This window comes from Aestuariibacter sp. GS-14, from assembly GCF_006494365.1.
Classification (GTDB): domain Bacteria; phylum Pseudomonadota; class Gammaproteobacteria; order Enterobacterales; family Alteromonadaceae; genus Alteromonas; species Alteromonas mangrovi.
Window position 1 is genome coordinate 42,405 of the sequence record NZ_VHIP01000011.1, and the last position, 20,182, is coordinate 62,586.

General features: G+C 47.0%; 18 protein-coding genes and 4 tRNA genes. 9 read left to right on the forward strand and 13 right to left on the reverse strand.

From position 1 onward, the window contains the following. Positions 1–25: 25 nt before the first annotated feature. From ribF to FJ444_RS15445, 3 genes are all read right to left on the reverse strand, one after another. A complete protein-coding gene (ribF, locus tag FJ444_RS15435) occupies positions 26–961 on the reverse strand; it encodes a bifunctional riboflavin kinase/FAD synthetase (RefSeq protein WP_140959716.1) in 936 nt (311 codons plus the stop codon). A 75-nt stretch (positions 962–1,036) separates the two neighbouring features. Further along, a complete protein-coding gene (gene murJ, locus FJ444_RS15440; RefSeq protein ID WP_140959718.1) occupies positions 1,037–2,605 on the reverse strand; it encodes a murein biosynthesis integral membrane protein MurJ in 1,569 nt (522 codons plus the stop codon). A 127-nt stretch (positions 2,606–2,732) separates the two neighbouring features. Beyond that, positions 2,733–3,185 (reverse strand): HPP family protein, encoded by a 453-nt coding sequence (locus FJ444_RS15445; protein ID WP_140959720.1) that lies wholly within the window; start codon positions 3,183–3,185, stop codon positions 2,733–2,735. 341 nt (positions 3,186–3,526) lie between these two features. Here FJ444_RS15445 and rpsT point away from each other — a divergent pair, with 341 nt between their 5' ends. From rpsT to FJ444_RS21410, 9 genes are all read left to right on the forward strand, one after another. Next, positions 3,527–3,790 (forward strand): 30S ribosomal protein S20, encoded by a 264-nt coding sequence (rpsT, locus tag FJ444_RS15450; RefSeq protein ID WP_140959722.1) that lies wholly within the window; start codon positions 3,527–3,529, stop codon positions 3,788–3,790. Positions 3,791–3,989: 199 nt separating this feature from the next. Next, on the forward strand, positions 3,990–4,790 hold the full coding sequence (locus FJ444_RS15455; RefSeq protein ID WP_140959724.1) for a UDP-2,3-diacylglucosamine diphosphatase: 801 nt from the start codon (positions 3,990–3,992) through the stop codon (positions 4,788–4,790). Between the two features lie 86 nt (positions 4,791–4,876). Next, positions 4,877–6,595: a lysophospholipid acyltransferase family protein gene (locus tag FJ444_RS15460; protein WP_140959726.1), complete on the forward strand. Its 1,719-nt coding sequence runs from the start codon at positions 4,877–4,879 to the stop codon at positions 6,593–6,595. A gap of 245 nt (positions 6,596–6,840) precedes the next feature. Then, a complete protein-coding gene (locus tag FJ444_RS15465) occupies positions 6,841–7,263 on the forward strand; it encodes a polyribonucleotide nucleotidyltransferase (protein WP_140959728.1) in 423 nt (140 codons plus the stop codon). Between the two features lie 203 nt (positions 7,264–7,466). Beyond that, positions 7,467–7,775, forward strand: a complete 309-nt coding sequence (locus FJ444_RS15470; RefSeq protein ID WP_140959730.1) for a DUF1272 domain-containing protein — start codon at positions 7,467–7,469, stop codon at positions 7,773–7,775. Positions 7,776–7,912: 137 nt separating this feature from the next. Then, entirely contained in the window at positions 7,913–8,314 is a 402-nt protein-coding gene (locus FJ444_RS15475) for a VanZ family protein (protein WP_140959732.1), read from the forward strand. A 325-nt stretch (positions 8,315–8,639) separates the two neighbouring features. Next, a complete protein-coding gene (locus tag FJ444_RS15480) occupies positions 8,640–9,779 on the forward strand; it encodes an acyltransferase family protein (protein WP_140959734.1) in 1,140 nt (379 codons plus the stop codon). Positions 9,780–9,788: 9 nt separating this feature from the next. Further along, positions 9,789–10,304: a DUF6265 family protein gene (locus tag FJ444_RS15485; RefSeq protein ID WP_140959736.1), complete on the forward strand. Its 516-nt coding sequence runs from the start codon at positions 9,789–9,791 to the stop codon at positions 10,302–10,304. A gap of 97 nt (positions 10,305–10,401) precedes the next feature. Then, the gene (locus FJ444_RS21410; protein WP_181405189.1) at positions 10,402–10,575 is read left to right on the forward strand and encodes a hypothetical protein; all 174 of its coding nucleotides are present in this window, start codon (positions 10,402–10,404) and stop codon (positions 10,573–10,575) included. Positions 10,576–10,885: 310 nt separating this feature from the next. On the opposite strand, the gene FJ444_RS15490 is transcribed toward FJ444_RS21410, so the two are convergent. The 10 genes from FJ444_RS15490 to FJ444_RS15535 form a co-directional block, all read right to left on the reverse strand. After that, entirely contained in the window at positions 10,886–12,772 is a 1,887-nt protein-coding gene (locus FJ444_RS15490; RefSeq protein WP_140959738.1) for a SurA N-terminal domain-containing protein, read from the reverse strand. Between the two features lie 188 nt (positions 12,773–12,960). Beyond that, positions 12,961–13,233 (reverse strand): nucleoid-associated protein HU-beta, encoded by a 273-nt coding sequence (hupB, locus tag FJ444_RS15495; protein WP_140959740.1) that lies wholly within the window; start codon positions 13,231–13,233, stop codon positions 12,961–12,963. A 327-nt stretch (positions 13,234–13,560) separates the two neighbouring features. Continuing rightward, complete coding sequence (gene lon / locus FJ444_RS15500) at positions 13,561–15,918, reverse strand: endopeptidase La (protein ID WP_140959742.1); 2,358 nt, start codon at positions 15,916–15,918, stop codon at positions 13,561–13,563. 174 nt (positions 15,919–16,092) lie between these two features. Further along, complete coding sequence (gene clpX / locus FJ444_RS15505; protein WP_140959744.1) at positions 16,093–17,367, reverse strand: ATP-dependent protease ATP-binding subunit ClpX; 1,275 nt, start codon at positions 17,365–17,367, stop codon at positions 16,093–16,095. Positions 17,368–17,429: 62 nt separating this feature from the next. After that, positions 17,430–18,056 carry an ATP-dependent Clp endopeptidase proteolytic subunit ClpP gene (gene clpP / locus FJ444_RS15510; protein ID WP_140959746.1) on the reverse strand — a complete coding sequence of 209 codons (627 nt, stop codon included), beginning with the start codon at positions 18,054–18,056 and terminating at the stop codon, positions 17,430–17,432. A gap of 98 nt (positions 18,057–18,154) precedes the next feature. Next, positions 18,155–19,459 carry a trigger factor gene (gene tig, locus FJ444_RS15515; RefSeq protein ID WP_140959748.1) on the reverse strand — a complete coding sequence of 435 codons (1,305 nt, stop codon included), beginning with the start codon at positions 19,457–19,459 and terminating at the stop codon, positions 18,155–18,157. Between the two features lie 243 nt (positions 19,460–19,702). After that, a tRNA-Pro gene (locus FJ444_RS15520) sits at positions 19,703–19,779 on the reverse strand. A gap of 23 nt (positions 19,780–19,802) precedes the next feature. Continuing rightward, positions 19,803–19,887, reverse strand: a tRNA-Leu gene (locus tag FJ444_RS15525). Between the two features lie 6 nt (positions 19,888–19,893). Continuing rightward, positions 19,894–19,969: transfer RNA gene (locus FJ444_RS15530), tRNA-His, on the reverse strand. Positions 19,970–20,095: 126 nt separating this feature from the next. Next, a tRNA-Arg gene (locus FJ444_RS15535) sits at positions 20,096–20,172 on the reverse strand. Between the last annotated feature and the right edge of the window lie 10 nt (positions 20,173–20,182).

Here is a 20,182-nt window from a genome sequence, read left to right on the forward strand (position 1 = left end):
ATCGGGAGGTTCCCGTTTCAGACCTTTACAGGTCGGTATTCATTTTTAAAATCCGCTGTGCCTGGGCAACATCACGGGCAATCTGTTGTTGTAGCGCCGCCAATCCATCGAACCGTTGCTCGTCACGAATTTTTTCGACCGGCACTACCGTTATACGCTGACCATACAAATGGCCGCTAAAATTAAATATATGCACTTCCAGTTGCTTGCGCTGTCCGTTCACCGTTGGACGTGAGCCGATGTTTGCCACGCCATTGTACGCTAGTCCTGCAACGGTAAGTTTAACTGCAAACACGCCTGTTATGGGGGTTTGGCAACGGTTTAACAATACATTGGCGGTTGGAAAGCCTATGGTTCTGCCTTTTTTCTCGCCATGCACAACCCGCCCGCTGATAAAAAACGGCCGCCCCAACATATCCTCGGCCAACTCAAAATTGCTGTCGGCCAGCGCTTCACGCACGGCGGTAGAACTTATCCGGCAATCTTTCATGCGAAAGCTTTGCGTGCTGACCACATCAAAACCGTACTCAGTGCCCGCCGCTGCCAGCATGTCAAAGTCGCCCTGACGCGCTTTGCCAAAGCGAAAGTCATCGCCAACTACCAGAAACTTTACGCCTAACTTGCCAACAAGCCATTTTTCAATGAACAATTGGGGCGATTGTGCGGCGAATTGCGCATTAAACCGAACACACAACAAGCGATCAACCCCTTGCGCTTTCAGCAACTGATATTTCTCAGCCAGTGGGCTGATTCGGGCTGGTGCGATAGCGGGTGTAAATACTTCCTCAGGGTGCGGTTCAAACACCATTACGGTAGCTGGCAAACCGAGGCGTCGCGCTTGCTGGATAACGTTTTTCAGTACCGCCTGATGACCAAGGTGAACGCCGTCAAACTTGCCAATGGTTAATGCACAACCAAAATGACTGGCTTTCAGATTATTCAGGCCCCGAATTAGCTCCACAATGCACTACAACCTTATTGATGACTAAGCTACAAAGCCGGCGATTATAAACTACCCAGCCCGCAATACCAATCGCTAAGCGGGGTTAAAATTGCGGGATTTAAAATGACGGAAGCGAATCCCCATCGCAAACAGGCTGCCGCCAAACACCGCAACGGCGAGACAGATTGTCAGGATCAGCGAGATAACCTGCTCTTCGAAAACCAGCGAAGTAAAGGCCACGCCGTATTGCATCCACACTATAGCCCCCGTCATCGCAAAGGTAGCTACCATCACCCGCAGCACAAATCCCCGGGTTAACCGACTGAATCGGTATACGTTTTGACGATGCAGGCCCATATATAACAACCCCGCATTCAGCGTTGCCGACAAGCTGGTAGCAATCGCAAGACCAATGTAACCGTAAGGAATAGCAAAAATCAGGTTTAACACCATATTGGCTGCCATACACCAAATGCCGTATTTTACCGGTGTTTTGGTGTCCTGACGTGAGTAATAACCTGGCGCCAATACCTTTACTAACATAAAGCTCAGTAATCCAAAGGAATAGGCGGTAAGACTGTACGACGCCATGCGGGTTGTTTCGGCAGTGAAGGCTCCGCGCTGGAAAATCACCGCCAGAATGGGCTCGGCTAACACCCCTAATCCGGTGGCGGCAGGAATGCCCAGCAAACAAATCATGCGCACTGCCCAGTCCATGTTACCGGAAAAGCCACTTTCGTCTTTGCCAACGTGATTGCGCGACAAGGTAGGCAGAATTACCGTGGCGATGGCAATGCCAAACAGGCCAAGAGGGAATTCCAGCAGGCGGTCTGAATAATATAACCAGCTAATCGAACCGGTTACCAAAAAGCTGGCAATGAAGGTGTCGAGTAACAGGTTAATTTGCCCCACCGACACACCAAACAGCGCAGGGATCATCAGGGTGCGCACTTTGATTACACCGGGATCATGCCATCCCCATTTAGGTTTAACCAACAGGCCTGCACGATACAAAAAGGGTAACTGAAACCCCAGTTGCACAATACCGCCCAGGAATACGCCCCAGGCCAGAGCAAAGGCGGGTTGCTCCATTTGCGGAGCCAGTAACCAGGCGCAGCCGATAATACACACGTTCAGTAATACTGGTGTAAACGAGGCTACCGCGAACTTATTGAGAGTATTGAGAATGGCGCCCGACAAACCGGTTAACGAAATAAACGCAATGTACGGAAAGGTAATTTTTAACATGGTGTTTGCCAGTTCAAATTTCTCGCCACCCGGTTCATCGTTGAGATAATCAATGAACCAGCCTGTACCGAACAGCGCGGTCATCACTGGCGATAACACCACCCCAATAAGGGCTGTTACAAAAACGATAGCGCCCAGCGTTCCTGAAACATAGGCTACGAACGCTTTTAATTTGGCATCGTCTTTTTCGGCGTGTACTTCAGTCAGTACCGGAATAAAGGCCTGGGCAAATGCGCCTTCGGCGAATAGTCGTCGCAAAAAGTTGGGGATTTTATTGGCAAAGAAAAACACATCGGCGGACGCGTCGGCGCCCATCAATTTTGCAATAACCACATCACGGATCAGGCCCAGCACACGAGACAGCAAGGTCATCGTGCTAACAATCAGGCCTGACTTAATTAACTTCCTCGACACAGCAGTTCCATTCAGGGCGAAGCGCCCAACCAATACCAACAAGTATCGCCATTCTAGCGTAAAGTCAGCAGGTTAAGCTAATGCTCATTGTGCAAGCAGTGCCATTTATCAACCAGATTGAATGGGATTATCCGAGCTTATCCATTTTGTCGATCAACATCATCGATAAATTTACGAAATCGGTAGAAGTAACGATACCAATAACCTGCTTGTGATCATCAACCACCGGCAGACAGCCATGTTTATTACGCAAAAAGAACGGCGCGACATCGCGAATGAAATCGCTTGCCTTCACGGTGTCAAAATCCAACACAGCAACTTCCATAATGTTGGTATCTTTTTCGTGCTGTTCCAGCGCGTCATTACCGTATAACACCAGTAAACTCATGACTTTTGCAACCAGACTTTTCTGCGTAACCACTCCCACAATTGCCTTGGTGTCCTTGTTCACCACTGGCAGATGTCGAATGCCCCGATGACGCGTAATGTAATGGGCATCGTGGAGGGTATTACCCTCGTGTAATTGAAGCACCGGGCAGGTCATGATATCGGCAACAGTAAGCATATTTAATCCTTTCATTTTTTTCGTTAGCCAGATTTCAACGCTTGCTGGCTACGTATTTTTCTGTTCCACAGTGTACGCATACACAGACTCTTACGTTGTGACCTGTATCAATTCCGCAGGTTCCGAAACACAGCTAATTTCACAAAAAATCCCGTTCCGCAGAACAACAGCCATTTTCCTGGGCCATAATGCTATGTACACGTGTTTAAAGGCTTTTATTTTAGCCGCGGTACAGGTATTGTAACGCCCGCCAGATTAATGCAAGGCTTATTTAAGAAATTGTTTGACAAATAGCCGATAGCTAGGCACAATCCGCACCCTCGTTTTTGACATGAATTTTTTCTGGGAGTTACACCTTGGCTAACACTAAGTCTGCTAAGAAACGTGCAATTCAAGCCGAAAAGCGTCGCCAGCATAACGCCAGCCGTCGCTCCATGACTCGTACAAGTATTAAAAAAGTAGTAGCGGCTATCGCCAATGGCGATAAAGAAGCTGCGCAGGCTGCACTGGTTGCTGCCACACCAATTCTTGACAGAATGGCTACTAAAGGTTTGATTCACAAAAACAAAGCTGCTCGTTACAAGAGCCGTTTGGCTGCGCAAGTTAAAGCGTTGGGTTAATCCACGATTAACGAACAGTGTAAAAAGCGCCTTCAGGCGCTTTTTTTATGCCTGTTTACCACCCATTCTGCCCTTCCATTCGGTGTCACGTAACGTTCAATAACTCGTCACCGAAACGTCAAACAGACGTCACTTAACTGTAAATTGGTTCCACTAAAGTAAACCCAGCGAAACCACATTAAACCAGCAGGGTGACGTGATGCCAAAGCTCCATTACAAAGCAGTATGGCTGTCTGATATTCATTTGGGCAACAAAGACTGTAAAGCAGAATACTTACTTGAATTTCTTCACAATATCTCTGTTGATACACTGTATTTGGTGGGCGATATTGTAGACATGTGGCAGATGGAAAAGCAGTTTCGCTGGCCGGAAGCCCATAACCGCGTGATGCATAAAATCATGTACATGAGCAACAATGGCACTCGCGTAATATATCTGCCAGGCAATCACGATGCACCTATACAGAAATACGCCGGTATGACATTTGGCGATATTCAAATAGAGCGGGAAATTGTACACGTAACGGCTGAAGGCAAGCAATATCTGGTGTTGCATGGCGACCAATTTGATACCGATGTGACACTGGGTAAATTTCATGCCTGGATTGGCGATAAGGGCTACGATTTACTGCTGTTTTTAAACCGTTGGTACAACCGATTCCGTGCCTGGCGCAACAGGCATTACTGGTCACTGGCTGGCTATATTAAGCAACACATTAAAGGGGCCAATAAAGCCATTGAACGCTATCGCACCGCAGGATGTGATTACGCTAAGGCAAAAGGTCTGGATGGCATAATTTGCGGCCATATTCATCACCCGGAATCGCTAATGGTAAATGGCATTCATTACATTAACGATGGCGATTGGATTGAAAACTGTTCAGCACTGGTGGAAGACATGAGTGGAGAATTGTCGTTGATCCACTTTAACGAATACCTCAAGCAAAAGGCGACGGTATCGGTACTTGCTGATTTTGTGAACGGTAATCAGGCAGCTTAAGCTGTAAAATAAGTGACATACAACTGTGCTTTTTTCGTCACATTAGGTTGATATCGTGTGGCGAAAATAGCAAAGGTGTACTGAATATGTTTACTGTAGACGGTCTAATCAATGAGTATTATCCGCAGGTTGCCAACAACCGCATCCTGAACAAACCCCTGTGTTTTGTTCTACGTCACCTGCTGCACGAAAGAGAGATTTCAGAATTCGGACGCACCTATCCGCACTATCACGACATCGATTTTGTAGAACAGGTGCTGGAATACTTCAATGTAAGTACCTCCATCAGAGATAACGAGCGGGAGCGTATCCCCAGCGAAGGTCGCGTGGTTATTATTGCCAATCACCCGATTGGTTCGATAGACGGCCTGGCTTTAATTAAGCTAATTTCGGAAATTCGTCACGACCTCAAGGTGGTTGCCAACCAAATGCTGATGGCAATTGAGCCACTCAGGAACATGTTGTTACCAGTGAATAATATGCAAGGCGGCACACCAAAGCAGCATCTCTCCGCGATTCACGAGCACCTGGCGAATGACGGTGCAGTGCTGATTTTTCCGGCCGGAGAGGTGTCACGCTTACGTCCTCAGGGCGTGCGGGATACTCGCTGGCACAGTGGCTTCCTTCGCATAGCCCGCCACGCCAAAGCGCCGATACTGCCTATTTTCATAGATGCCAAGAATTCACCGCTGTTTTACGGTGTATCCATGATTTATAAGCCACTGGCAACCGCGTTGTTGGTAAAAGAAATGTTTAACCAGCGTCGTAAATCCCTGCCCATGCGTATTGGCGAATTAATTCCCTACAGCAGCTTCCAGTCTATGTCGATCCCAATGCCCGACCAGGTAAAATTGTTTAAGCGCCATTTGTACAGTGTGGGTACTAACAGAAAAGGGGTATTCACAACGCAGGCAGCGATTGCCATGCCTGAAGACAGAAAGGAGCTGTCCCGTGCGATTCGCCAGTGTGAGCACCTGGGCGAGACGTCAGACGGCAAACACATTTATTTGTACCTGCATAAAGGTAGTTCGGTGATCATGCGCGAAATTGGTCGCCTGCGTGAAATTGCATTTCGGGCCGTGGGTGAAGGTACGTTGCAACGGCGCGATATCGACCGATACGATAACCATTACTACCATCTGATATTGTGGGACGATCAGGACCTTGAAATTGTGGGTGCTTACCGCTTTGGTGATGCTCAGCGATTATCGCAGCCAGGGCACGAGACCGGCCTGTATTCTGCTACATTATTCAACTACGCCAGCGAAAACCCAGCCCTGTTCGAATCGGGACTGGAACTTGGCCGCAGCTTTGTGCAACCGCGCTATTGGGGCAAACGCAGCCTGGATTATCTGTGGTTTGGTATTGGGGCGTTTTTAAGCCGCTACCCTCACTACCGGTATTTGTTCGGCCCGGTGAGTTTGAGCAACAGCTATCCGCTGCCAGCCAAGCATTTAATAGTGCAGTTTTATCAAACCTATTTCCCGGCAAAATTTGGGGAAGCAACCGCCAGGATCCCATTTGCACCGCCTGGCGATAGCCTTAAAGAATTTTCGGGTAATGATTACAAAAAAGAGTTCACTCAACTCAAGCACTTACTAGCCAACATGGGCGTAAACGTACCTACTCTTTACAAGCAATACACCGAAGTATGCGAGCACGATGGCGTAGCCTTCCTCGATTTCAACATTGATCCTGACTTCTGTGATTGTATTGATGGGTTAGTGGTAGTTGATACCGATAAGCTACTGCCGAAAAAACGCAAACGCTACCTGCAATCTCACCAATTAGCTGAAAGCGCTTAGTCATCCCCAATTGGGCAGTCATGTACTGCCCTGACGCGTATCGCAAATATTACACATCCTGTGAAAAATACTCCGATTACTGCCTGTATCCCGGTGTATTCGTATCTAACGACATCTCGTTACATTTGTTCTACGCATTGATTTTTATTACTTATTCCTACACAACAAACCAACTGGCACTGCGTTTGCTAAAGATATTTGCTAAAGATAATAGACAGCGTGATTAAGTAAACGAGGAATGCAACATGAAAAAGTTAATGGCGATGATGATTTCAACAGGATTAATCCTTAATTTAACCGCCTGCGGGACAATTTTGCACCCGGAGCGCAAGGGCCAGTCGAGCGGCCGATTGGATGCGGGTATTGTACTGCTCGATGCGGTTGGTTTACTTTTCTTTTTTGTACCTGGTGTCATTGCGTTTGCGGTAGATTTTTCAAATGGAACGATTTACCTGCCTGACGGTTATACGCAGCAACTCACCGAGGACGAACTTGAGTCTGTTACCACAAACGGCAAAGTTGACGAACAAAAACTCAAAGCCGTTATTGGTAATAAGACGGCTCTGAACATCCCTGATGAACCGTTAACAGTAACGTCACTCAATGATGCAAGCCATATTGCAAGTTTATTGAAAACATACTCACCTCAGCTTATTGCAATGCAGTAACGCTTGTTTAACTGGCGATACGCGCGAATGCGTTTCGCCACCACCCTCCCCCACAAACCAGTCAGACTCTGAGGCAGGATGTCTGTCCGAATGTTATCGATATTTGTCTGCTTCAACGATTTACCCCACTTGATTACCGCGAAATAATGATGTGAATTCATTCGACGCGACTGCGTGCTAATCACCCTGGGTAAGGAGTAACCATGTTGGAAATACGTCCTAATTGTGAGTGTTGTGATATCGATCTACCGCCAAATTCAACAGAGGCAATGATTTGTAGCTTTGAATGCACATTTTGCACTCGCTGTGTTACTGACATTTTAGCCAATGTGTGTCCCAATTGTGGTGGCGGGTTTATGCCACGACCCATTCGCCCGACAATAGCCAGAAGGACTGGCGTAAGCCTTGCGCACAAACCCGCGTCAACAATGCGAGTGCATACCGAATATTCTATTGATGAGCTCAGGGATTTCGCATCTGGCATAAAGCACATTCGCCCTGAACACAGGTGATGTCACGCATACTCATAATATTACGCGCATGACCCTACAATCACTCCGAATTGCCTGAATTGCGCCATAAACGCACCCGATTTACTGCCTACTATGCAAATTGGTATGACATGCATAAACAGCTATACAGGTGAGTTATGAGTAAATTTTTTGCGTTGTTAAGTGTGTTGGGTACAGGGTTTATTGTGTGGGTTATTTATTTAGCCAACACTGGTGCACACAGCGTGTTTTTTGAACTTGTTCAGCGTATTCCATTCGGAGATAAGCTTGGCCACTTCGGGCTGTTTGGCACCTTGTCATTTTTACTGATAGCCGCATCAGGCGGGCGAACTATTCTCCTGGCCGGACGCGAGATATTTATTGCCAGCGCGATTGTCACACTGTTTGTAACCGGCGAAGAATTGAGCCAGCTGTTTATTACAACCCGAACATTCGACATAGTAGACTGGCTTGCAGATGCAGCCGGTATTGCCGCTGCATCATTGGCATATTCACTCTACCGTGACTGTCGGGATAACATACCGCCCTGGCAGTCATGAAGCCTGATTATTCGGGTTCTGCGGTTCCGGTTTTGCTTGTTGATTGCCCCTGCTTAGCCATCCTACAAATAAATCCGTAGCGCCAAATCGACATTGCCGCCAAACCAATAGATTCCATGTCTAACGTTGGCTTCAATGTTACCGTTTTAGCGGCATAATGATTCACTTTATAAGACGTAGCTCATCCGGATGCATAGTGGCGTTATTCGCTTGTTTAACAGCAAAACAGAACTTTTGAATTATTTCCGAACAATTCAATACGTTACCGTAAATTAAAAGTGGGTATAGTACAGCCTGGAATCAGTGTTAACACAAGGATTGGAATATGAGCAGCAATACCCTGCCCATTCGGGCTAGCAAACGCTACTACGAACTGGATTGGTTGCGGGTAATACTGATCCTGGCGGTATTCCTTCATCACGTTTTTATGCCGTTTAATGGAGACGACTGGCACATTACTAATACCGATTCCAGTAAATTACTGGACGACATTATGGTGTATTTTGAGCAAATTCGATTGCCCGTGCTGTTCTTTATTGCTGGTGCGGGAAGCTATTTATTGTTGCAGCGTGCATCCGTCTGGGCGTTTCTAAAAAATAAGCTCTTACGGCTGGTGGTACCGTTTTTTGTTGGCATGATGTTGATTGTGCCGCCTCAAGAATACTTCGAACACCCTGAACAGTATGACGGCTTAATGGATGCCTACCGCCAGCGATTACTGGCATTCGAGCCGAATCACTTGTGGTTTCTCGAATTCCTAATCGTGTTTATGTGCATTGCGATCCCGGTGAATGCCTGGCTCAGGAGTGCAATGGGAGGTGCTTTTACCATGTGGATAGCGCGTATAGCCCGCTTTCGATTAGGCTTATTTGCTTTGGTATTATTCATTATAGCCATACGTTGCTGGCTCAAAGCAACAACAGTCAATGAGGGACACGGTATCGACAACCTGGCGCTCTCTGCCTTCTACGGTCTGTTTTTCCTGTCAGGATTGCTATTTATGAGTAGTCCCAACCTTTGGCAATCTCTCGCACTACACAGGCGAACCAGTGCCACAGCAATGGCTGTGTGTTCTTGTTTATTCTATGCCTATTACCTGATTGATTTTAGCAATTATGCGTCTCTGGAAGTCCGCTGGGCGCTTTGGTGGGTTATGTGTTCATTGGTATCCTGGTCAGCAATGCTAACCCTCACCGGCTATGCCAGTGCGTATTGCACATCTTCGCCAGCCTGGCTTCGTACTGCCAATTCACTCATCTTCCCTTTCTACATATTGCATCAAACCGTTATTGTGGCGCTGGCCTATTATATTGTTCAATGGCCAACTACGATTTCCGTTAAATCAATCACGCTGTTAGTAGTCTCATCCGCTATTTGTGCTGCAAGCTGTTACGTTATAATTCGACCGTTTACACTTACACGCAGGTTATTTGGCATGAAACCATTACCCCCTGCTCAACATTAGGACAATAAAATGAGAGCCCTGCTGGTTGTGTTGTTTATCGGTTTATTGAACGTCGATGCCGAAGCACACGAGCCGCTGCCCAATGTGATGCAGGTAGACAATCAAACCCCTTCTCCGGCTGCCACATTAGAGGCAGTTGCATGGCTGGCTGGTCATTGGCGCGGTAATGCGTTTGGTGGCGTAGTTGAAGAAGTGTGGTCCACTCCCCTTGGCGACTCCATGATGGGCGCATTTAAGCTGGTTGTAGATGACACAGTGGAATTCTACGAACTTGAGACCATAGTAGAGCAAGAAGGGTCGCTGGTGTTTCGGCTGAAGCATTTCAGCGGCGACCTGACCGGCTGGGAAGAAAAAGAAGAGTCGGTCGACTTTCGGCTGGTTAAACTTACCGATAGCACAGCCTACTTTAATGGTTTAACCCTTGAGCGCATGGATGACAACACCATGAATATCTATGTTGCCATTGAAGATAATGACAAAATAACCGAACATAAGTTTCACTACACGCGCGTAAGTACGCCGTAGAATGCGTTACGCATCGCGCAGAATAGACTGCACATTAGCAATCTGAATTAACGTATTGTTCGTACAAAGAGCACTGGTAAAAGGTTAATCCATAATTATGTTAAGAATCATTATTCTGCTGCCATTAATATTAAGCCTGGTTTGGATTGGTTATTTGAAATTTAACCGCTACAGCCTGGCTGATGGCAAACAGGGTTTTAAATATATTTTTATTTTCTCTTCGGTAATTGCAGCCTTTTTTACGTTGATGTATTTCGTTACTCAAAGTTAACGCCAGATAATAACCGCCGCATATGGTGATTCGCCAAGGGTTATAGGTACAATGCCGGGCTTTAAACAGGAAACCGGTGTTTCCGCGCACATAAAGGAGCCGGTGTGAGCAAGCCTGACCGGGGCTCCCTTTATCATCGTCTTTGCCCGCCCAATCATGCTACTTACCTGTATATGGATGAGTTTGCTGGGCGCATGTGTTCTGGCGCAGTTTCTACGATAAAAAAGCGTGTGGTTAAAATTAGTGGGAACAGCACCAAAACAAAAGGCCACCCGAAGGTGGCCTTTGTTGTTAAACACGTGTGTTGCGATTATAAATTAATCTTCACGTCTGCGGCATTACGCAGTGCGTCAATAAACGCCTGATAGCCGGTTTGCGCATTAGCGGTAGCAATTTGCTGGGCTAATGCAGCGCTGTCTTCTTCCGCGAGCGCTGCTGGCTGATTAACCGCGGTTACCTTAACAATGCCTACATCACCTGAACCCAGTTCCGCAATGTCGATATTGTTTGGTGCGGTGTTGCCCAGCGTAAACAAGGTTTCAACCATGGCACGAGGCAGCTCTCCACTATTACGGGTAAGCGCTTCTTTGCTTTCCCATGACAAGGTAACATCACCCAGCTCCAACGATGGCGTCTCGCCAGCTTTCAGCTGTTCAACCACATTAGTGGCCCATTCTACTGCCGCTTGCTGAGCTTTGTCTGCACGCAGTTGCGCCAGAATACGAGTGCGCACTTCATCCAGCGATTGAGTGCGCTGAGGTTCATGCCCAGCGATTCGAACAAACGCCACTGTGTCATCGTTCAGCTCAATCAAATCACTGTTCAAACCTTCCTCGATAAACGCGGGATCAAATACGCGACTGGTTACCGCAGGCACATTCAACGGCGCAGGTACCATCTGCGCATTTACCAATCCGGTTTTTTGCACCGACTTATTAGCCACACCAGCAACATCTTCCAGCGTATCAGCAACTTCAAAGGCCAGATTCGCCATTTCAGATTGCAGGGCATAGAAACGGTCGGTAGCTTTGTCCGTTGCCAGTTGCGCGCGAATGTCGTCGCTTACGTCGGCCAGCGGAGTAACTTCTTCTGGCTTGATATCAGTAAGTTTAATCAGGTGATAACCAAATTCTGTTTTAACTACGTCTGATACATCGCCTACATTCGCAAGGGCAAAAGCCGCATCATCGAACGCTGGGTCCATCATACCCTGAGTCAGAAAATCCAGGTCACCACCATTATCGGCAGTGAATGTATCTGCAGAATTAGCCATTGCCAATGCAGCAAAATCAGCCCCATTCGCCAGCTCTGCGGCCAGAGCTTCCACTTTGTCTTTCGCAGCCGCTTCGTCGTCGCCAAATTCAATTAGAATGTGTGATACCCGACGCTCTTCAGTGGTTTTATACAACGCACTGTTTTCAGTGTAATACTGCTCAATCTCGCCGTCAGTTACAGTGACATCGCCTTTCAGGTCGTCCACAGACAATACCACATAGGCAATATCCACTTTTTCCTGGGTGTCAAACTGAGCCAGATTCGATTCGTAATAGGTATTCACATCTTCTTCGGTGATTTCAACCGATGACGCAAATGGCGCGGAATCAACAATCAGGTATTCTGCGTTGCGCGTTTGCTGTTGCAGCGCGTTAGCCAGTGTAATCTCGGCTGGCAAGGCAAAGTCACTTGCACTTACTGCACGAGCCAATTGCTCGCGGGTCATCTGCTGACGCATGTAATCGCTGAACGTTGCAGGCTGGAAACCATTCTGACGCAACAGCATTAAATAACGTTCGTTGTCGAAAGTGCCCGCAGTCTGGAACTCTTGCATCTGCACAATCGCTTCGCGAATTTGCTTGTCGGATACACGTAAGCCCAACTCATCTGCTTTTTGCAATACCAGCGTATCGGCAATTAAGCGGTCCAGCACGTTTAAGCGAAAATCACGCAGGTAATTTTCATCGCTAAACAAGGCGCCAATACCTTCGCCAAATTGCGCTTCAAGACGCGCACGTTGCGACTGGTAGGCACGCTCAACATCTTGTTGGCTAATTTCTTCACCGTTTACTTCAGCCGCCGCAGTCACACCTGAAGATGTGACATAACTGCTAACGCCTGCCAAAACGAAACTCAACACTATCAGTACAATGATAGCCATCGCCCAAGGGCCTTGAGAACCTTCTCTGATTCTTTCTAGCATGACTCGATTCTAACTCCGTTACATACCGCTACCCGAGTCCACACCACAATGATTGCAGTCTCGGCAAAATAAGCCGGGATTATAGCCTAACATTCACCCGGATAGAATGCTGGAACGACATTCCTTATGTCGATACCAATAAAAAAGGCGATGGAGTTCCATCGCCTTTTCAAAAATCTGACTGCTTATTAGTTACAAGCGTCTTTCAGTGCTTTACCAGCTTTGAAAGAAGGCACTTTAGCTGCAGCAATTTCGATAGTCTCACCAGTTTGAGGATTACGACCACTGCGTGCAGAGCGCTCTCTTACAGAGAAAGTACCAAAACCAACCAGTGCTACTTGATCGCCATCTTTCAGCGCGTCAGTTACCGCGTCAGTAAAAGCGTCTAATGCACGGCCAGCAGCAGCTTTAGAAATATCTGCACCAGCAGCAATTTTATCGATGAGTTGAGACTTGTTCACTTTTAAGATCCCCTTCGTTTGTTATTATGCTCTCGTCCGCAAAAACATTAATTCAATGCACAGACGTTATAGCAAGCTTAATCAGTAACATCAAGCCAAGCTTTACAATTTTTTAACTTATTATTGAATCGCTGCCATCCCTTTAGTGACAAGGCTTCAAGCGAATACAGCAGTTAAGGTAACACAACTTTTCTGACTTTGAAGCCCCTAAAGTTAAAAAAAATGACTTTTAATACGCCATCTGGACACTTTTTAAACAAATACAAACAAAAAAGCCACGCAAGCCCTGTGCAGACTGGCGCGGCATGGTTTTTACATGGATAAGTTTTAGCCGTTTAACGCAACGGGTTCAAAGCTTTCTACAGGTTCCTGTAATGCTAAATCCAGTACATCATCAATCCACTGGACCGGGTGAATAGACAGGTCGCGTTTAACATTTTCCGGAATTTCTTCCAGATCGCGTTCATTATCTTTAGGGATAATCACCGTTTTAATCCCGCCTCTGTGCGCCGCCAGTAGTTTTTCTTTTAAACCACCAATCGCCAGCACTTCACCGCGCAGGGTAATTTCACCGGTCATAGCAACATCACATTTCACCGGATTACCGGTTAACGACGACACCAATGCCGTACACATGGCTATACCTGCACTGGGGCCATCTTTAGGAGTAGCACCTTCAGGAACGTGCACGTGAATATCCCGTTTCTCGTAGAAGTCACCGTTGATTCGCAGCTTCTCAGCGCGAGAGCGTACGACGGTCATCGCTGCATGAATCGACTCCTGCATAACATCACCCAATGAGCCGGTTGATGTCATTTTGCCTTTACCAGGCACAGAGGTTGTTTCAATGGTGAGTAAGTCACCACCTACCTGAGTCCACGCCAAACCGGTCACCTGTCCAATCTGGTTGTTCTTATCGGCTTTGCCGTAATCAAAGCGCTGCACGCCCAGGTAGTCTTTCAGGTTGTCCTGATTCACCACAACTTTACTGGTAGATTTGTTTAACAGGATGTCTTTCACAGCCTTGCGACACACTTTGGAAATCTCGCGCTCAAGTGAACGCACACCAGCTTCACGAGTGTAGTAACGGATCATACCAATAATGGCTGAGTCTTCGATTTCCAGTTCGTTTTTCTTCAGGCCATTACGCTCCATTTGTTTACTCAGCAAATGGCGCTTCGCAATGTTAAGCTTTTCATCTTCGGTGTAGCCAGACAAACGAATGACTTCCATACGATCGAGCAGCGGTCCCGGGATGTTCATGCTATTAGAGGTGGCAACAAACATCACATCGGACAAATCGTAATCCACTTCCAGGTAATGGTCGCTGAAGCTACTGTTTTGCTCCGGATCCAGTACCTCCAATAACGCTGACGCAGGATCACCACGCATATCTGACGACATCTTGTCGATTTCGTCTAACAGAAACAGTGGGTTTTTCACTTCCACTTTGGCCATTTTTTGGATCAGCTTACCCGGCAAAGATCCAATGTAGGTGCGGCGGTGGCCACGAATTTCCGCTTCGTCACGCACGCCGCCAAGTGCCATACGCACGTACTTACGACCCGTGGCTTTGGCAATAGACTGCCCCAATGACGTTTTACCTACACCCGGAGGCCCAACCAAGCACAAAATCGGTCCTTTGAGCTTACGCACACGCTGTTGCACGGCTAAATACTCAATAATCCGCTCTTTCACTTTTTCTAACCCGTAGTGGTCGGCGTTTAAAATCTCTTCGGCTTTGGCCAGATTCTTTTTCACTGCTGACCGCTTATGCCATGGCACGCTGGTTAGCCAGTCGATATAACTTCTGACTACCGTTGCTTCGGCTGACATAGGCGACATCATTTTCAGCTTTTGCAGTTCTGCCCGGGCCTTGCCTTCTGCCTCTTCCGGCATTTTGGCTTCTTCAATTTTTTTGCTCAGCGCTTCAAACTCGTCAGGCGCGTCGTCCAGTTCACCCAGTTCTTTTTGAATGGCTTTCATTTGCTCATTCAAATAGTACTCGCGCTGCGACTTCTCCATTTGCTTTTTAACGCGGGTGCGGATCTTCTTTTCCACCTGCAGCAAATCGATTTCGCCTTCCATTAGCGCCATTAAGTACTCAAGGCGCTCGTTTACACCACGCATCTCAAGTACTTTCTGCTTTTCTACCAGTTTAAGTGGCATGTGCGCAGCCATAGTGTCAGCCAGGCGAGCAGCATCATCAATTCCGTTTAATGAAGTAAGCACCTCTGGTGGAATTTTTTTATTGAGCTTTACGTAGCCTTCGAACTGTGACACCGCAGAACGAATGAGCACTTCTTGTTCACTCTCTGGTAAGGCTTCATCACTCAGGCGATTGATGCCCGCCACAAAGAAAGGTTCGGTTTGAATATAGTCAGACACTTCGCCACGAACATTCCCTTCAACCAGTACTTTTACTGTGCCGTCCGGCAATTTAAGCAGTTGCAGGATAGTTGCAATAGTCCCTACGTTATAAATATCGCCGGTATCAGGCTCATCAATGCCCGCATCTTTCTGAGCAACTAAGAAAATTTGTTTGTCGCTGTCCATGGCCGCTTCCAGGCAGCGGATCGACTTCTCACGTCCAACGAATAAAGGTATGACCATATGGGGGTACACAACCACGTCCCGCAAGGCCAGTACAGGTATTTCAATGCGATTCTCTCGCTCTGATGTCATACTTCTTCTCTGATTATTTCTAATGTGTCTTTATATGGGGATGGGCAAACAAAGTTCAATAAATCCCCGGCATCTTTTGTGTAATCTACTGCAAAGCTTGCGCAAAAGCAGTAACTATTCCCGGATATCAGAAATAAAAAAAGGCCCGCAGGCCTTTTTAAATGTAGTGGAGTATTATTCACTTACCGCTTTTTTTTCCGCATTGTCGTAAATGAGAATCGGCTTGGACTCACCTTTGATTACGGTCTCGTCAATCACTACTTTACTTACGTTGTCCATTGACGGTAACTCGTACATAGTTTCCAGAAGCACAGCCTCAACAATTGAACGCAATCCACGAGCACCGGTTTTGCGCTGCATCGCTTTCTTGGCAATCGCAAACAATGCATCTTCGCGGAACTCCAGCTCAGTGTCTTCCATTGCAAATAACGCAGCGTACTGTTTGGTAATTGCATTCTTCGGCTCTTTCAGAATCTGTATTAACGCTTCTTCGTTGAGCTCATCTAAGCTGGTTACCACGGGTAAACGACCGATGAATTCAGGAATTAGTCCATACTTCACCAAATCTTCCGGCTCAACCTGACGGAACAATTCGGAAATAGCCTTTTTGTTTTCCTTGGATTTCACTTCTGCGCCAAATCCAATACCGCCGCCTGCACTTGCACGCTGATCGATCACTTTGTCCAAACCAGCGAATGCACCGCCGCAAATAAACAGGATGCGGGATGTATCGACCTGCAGAAATTCCTGCTGAGGATGCTTACGACCACCTTGCGGTGGGACCGACGCGACGGTACCTTCAATCAGTTTCAACAACGCCTGCTGCACACCTTCGCCGGAGACATCCCGCGTAATTGAGGGGTTATCTGACTTACGGCTGATTTTGTCAATTTCATCGATGTATACAATACCGCGCTGGGCTTTTTCTACATCGTAATCGCATTTTTGCAGCAGTTTCTGAATTATGTTCTCAACGTCTTCACCCACATAACCGGCTTCGGTTAACGTGGTTGCATCTGCCATGGTAAACGGCACATCCAACAAACGCGCAAGCGTTTCAGCCAATAATGTTTTACCACTACCTGTTGGACCAATCAGCAGAATGTTGCTTTTGCCCAGTTCAACGCCATCGTGCACATCGCCATTACGCAATCGCTTGTAATGGTTGTATACCGCAACCGACAGAACTTTCTTTGCATGCTCCTGACCAATTACGTAGTCGTTCAGGTGCGCATGAATTTCCTGTGGTTTGGGCAGTGAGTTCTGCTTTTGTTTATTCGGCGCGATCTCCTTGATCTCTTCACGAATAATATCGTTGCACAACTCTACACACTCGTCGCAGATGAACACCGAGGGACCGGCGATAAGCTTTCTGACCTCGTGCTGGCTTTTGCCACAGAACGAGCAATACAGAAGTTTATTGTCGCCGTCGCTTTGTTTATCGCTCATAGATTATTGCCTCTATACTGCCCGGCAAACGTAATCAATAACACCGGGCTTATATAACTATACTACTTAGCAGCCTTTGCGTCAGATCGATTTGTTAAAACCTGATCGATTAGCCCGTATTCTTTGGCTTCTAGCGCACTCAAAAAGTTGTCGCGATCTGTATCCTTAGCGACTGTCTCATAATCCTGCCCGGTATGCTGGGCCATCAAACGATTTAACTTCTCTTTTATGCTTAAAATTTCACGGGCGTGGATTTCAAAGTCAGATGCCTGCCCCTGGAAACCACCTAATGGCTGGTGAATCATTACGCGGGCATTAGGTAAACAATAACGCTTGCCTTTAGCACCGCCTGATAATAAGAACGCACCCATGCTGGCAGCCTGACCTACACATACTGTGCTTACGTCGGGCTTAATAAAATTCATGGTGTCATAAATGGCCATGCCTGCAGTAACAGAGCCGCCAGGAGAGTTGATGTAGAGGAAGATGTCTTTTTCTGGGTTTTCTGCTTCCAGAAACAGCATTTGCGCGACGATAAGATTGGCCATGTGATCCTCTACCTGACCAACGAGGAAAATCACATTTTCCTTTAAAAGACGCGAATATATATCGTAAGAACGCTCTCCTTTAGCGGTTTGTTCAACAACCATGGGGACCAGAGCGTTCATCGGATCAAATGGGCTATGCATTTTGCGATACCTTACGTACTAACAGAAATAAAAATGCTCGGACTAGACCGAGCATTTAAACAGTTGCTTGTAGGTTAAGTCAATGTAGGAGTGTAAAATTACCCCTGTTTGTTCATAACCTCGTCAAACGCTTTTGCTACGTCGGTAGTTTTTGCTTTGCTCACTACCCACTCAATAGCTTGCTCTTCAAGCGCAACGTTTTGCATTTGCTGCATCAGTTCACGGTTGTTTTTGTAGTACTCAACCACTTCCTGAGGATCTTCATAAGCAGATGCCATGGTTTCAATCAGGCTATCAACTTTTGCCTGATCGACTTTAATTTCGTTTTGCTTGATGATTTCGCCCAGTAACAATCCAATTGTTACGCGACGCTTGGCGTTATCTTTAAACAGGTCGCCTGGCAGTTCTGGCAGGTTTGCACCGCCGCCTTGCTGGCTGAAACGTTGTCTGGCTTGCTCACGCAGTGCATTGATTTCTTGTTCAATCAACGCAGCAGGCACGTCCAGCTCGTTCTTTTCAAGCAGTTTAGCAATCACTTTTTCTTTCAGTTCGTTTTTCAGTGTTGTGCTCAGCTCGCGTTCCATGTTTTTACGCACTTCAGCTTTTAATGCTTCTACATCACCGTCTTCGATACCGAACAGTTTTGCAAACTCTTCATCTACTTTAGGCAGCGTCAGGCCTTCAACATTCTTCACGGTAACCGCGAATTGTGCTGCTTTACCTTTCAGCGCTTCAGCGTGGTAATCTTCAGGGAAGGTGACGTCAACAGTCACTTCGTCACCTTTCTTCGCGCCTACCAGTGGCTCTTCGAAACCAGGGATCATGCGATTTTTGCCCAGCTCCAGCGTGAAATCTTCGGCTTTACCACCGTCAAACTCTACACCGTCTACTGTGCCAACGAAATCGATAACAACGCGGTCGTCTTTACGTGCTTTACGACGTACTTCTTTCCACTCACCGTGTTGCTTCTGGAGCGTTTCCATCATGTTGTCCAGGTCAGCATCGCTGATCTCAACAACAGTCTTCTCAAGCTCGATTTCATCTACGCCCTTCACTTCTACTTCAGGGTAAACTTCGAACTTGGCTACGAATTCTAAATCTTCACCGTCCTGATCTTTTGTTAATTCAAAAGAAGGCATGCCTGCAGGATTGATTTTTTCCTGAACAATGGCCTGGTAGAAGTTTTGCTGCATAACATCACCAGCAACTTCCTGACGTACGGCCTGGCCGTAACGCTTCTTGATTACGCTTACTGGTACTTTACCTGGGCGGAAACCGTTAATACGCTGGGTTTTAGCTAACTGCTGTAAACGCGCTTTAACCGCATTATCTACTGACTCAGCAGAAACAGTAATAGTAAGACGGCGTTCTAACCCTTGAGTCGTCTCGACTGAAACTTGCATTGTATTACCTCAACTGTGCGCCTAAGACGCTTTATTTTCCAGCCTTAATCCTTTGGCAGTGTTGATTTACTTACCAGCAGAAAAAGGTCGATTCTTCGCGCTTACTAATGTGCGCTGCCATAAAAAGACGCAGTAGTATACAGTTTGCTAAATGCAGAGTCGAGCGATAAAAACGAGTTTCACAGTAGTGAAATGCGGAGTGGTCATAAAAACAGCAAAATTGCGATTTGCGAAGCTGATAAATGGTCGGTGAGACAGGATTTGAACCTGCGACCCCTTGTACCCAAAACAAGTGCGCTACCAAGCTGCGCCACTCACCGACACGAAGAGATATTTGCTGAAGTGGTGCGGAAGGAGAGACTTGAACTCTCACGCCGTGAAGCACTGGAACCTAAATCCAGCGTGTCTACCAATTTCACCACTTCCGCGAAAAATGGGGTGGACGATGGGACTTGAACCCACGACAACCGGAATCACAATCCGGGGCTCTACCAACTGAGCTACGCCCACCATTGAGGTGTTGCTGATTATACAAATAATAGCTGTGGTTTGGTAACTATTATTTGTTTATGCTACGTTTTTTAACCAATTCGGACAAACTGTCTGACCTGGCGTTTCACCCTGCCGACCTCGCTTTGGCGCGTCCGGCAGGATTCGAACCTGCGACCCACGGCTTAGAAGGCCGTTGCTCTATCCAGCTGAGCTACGGACGCTCGGCGAATC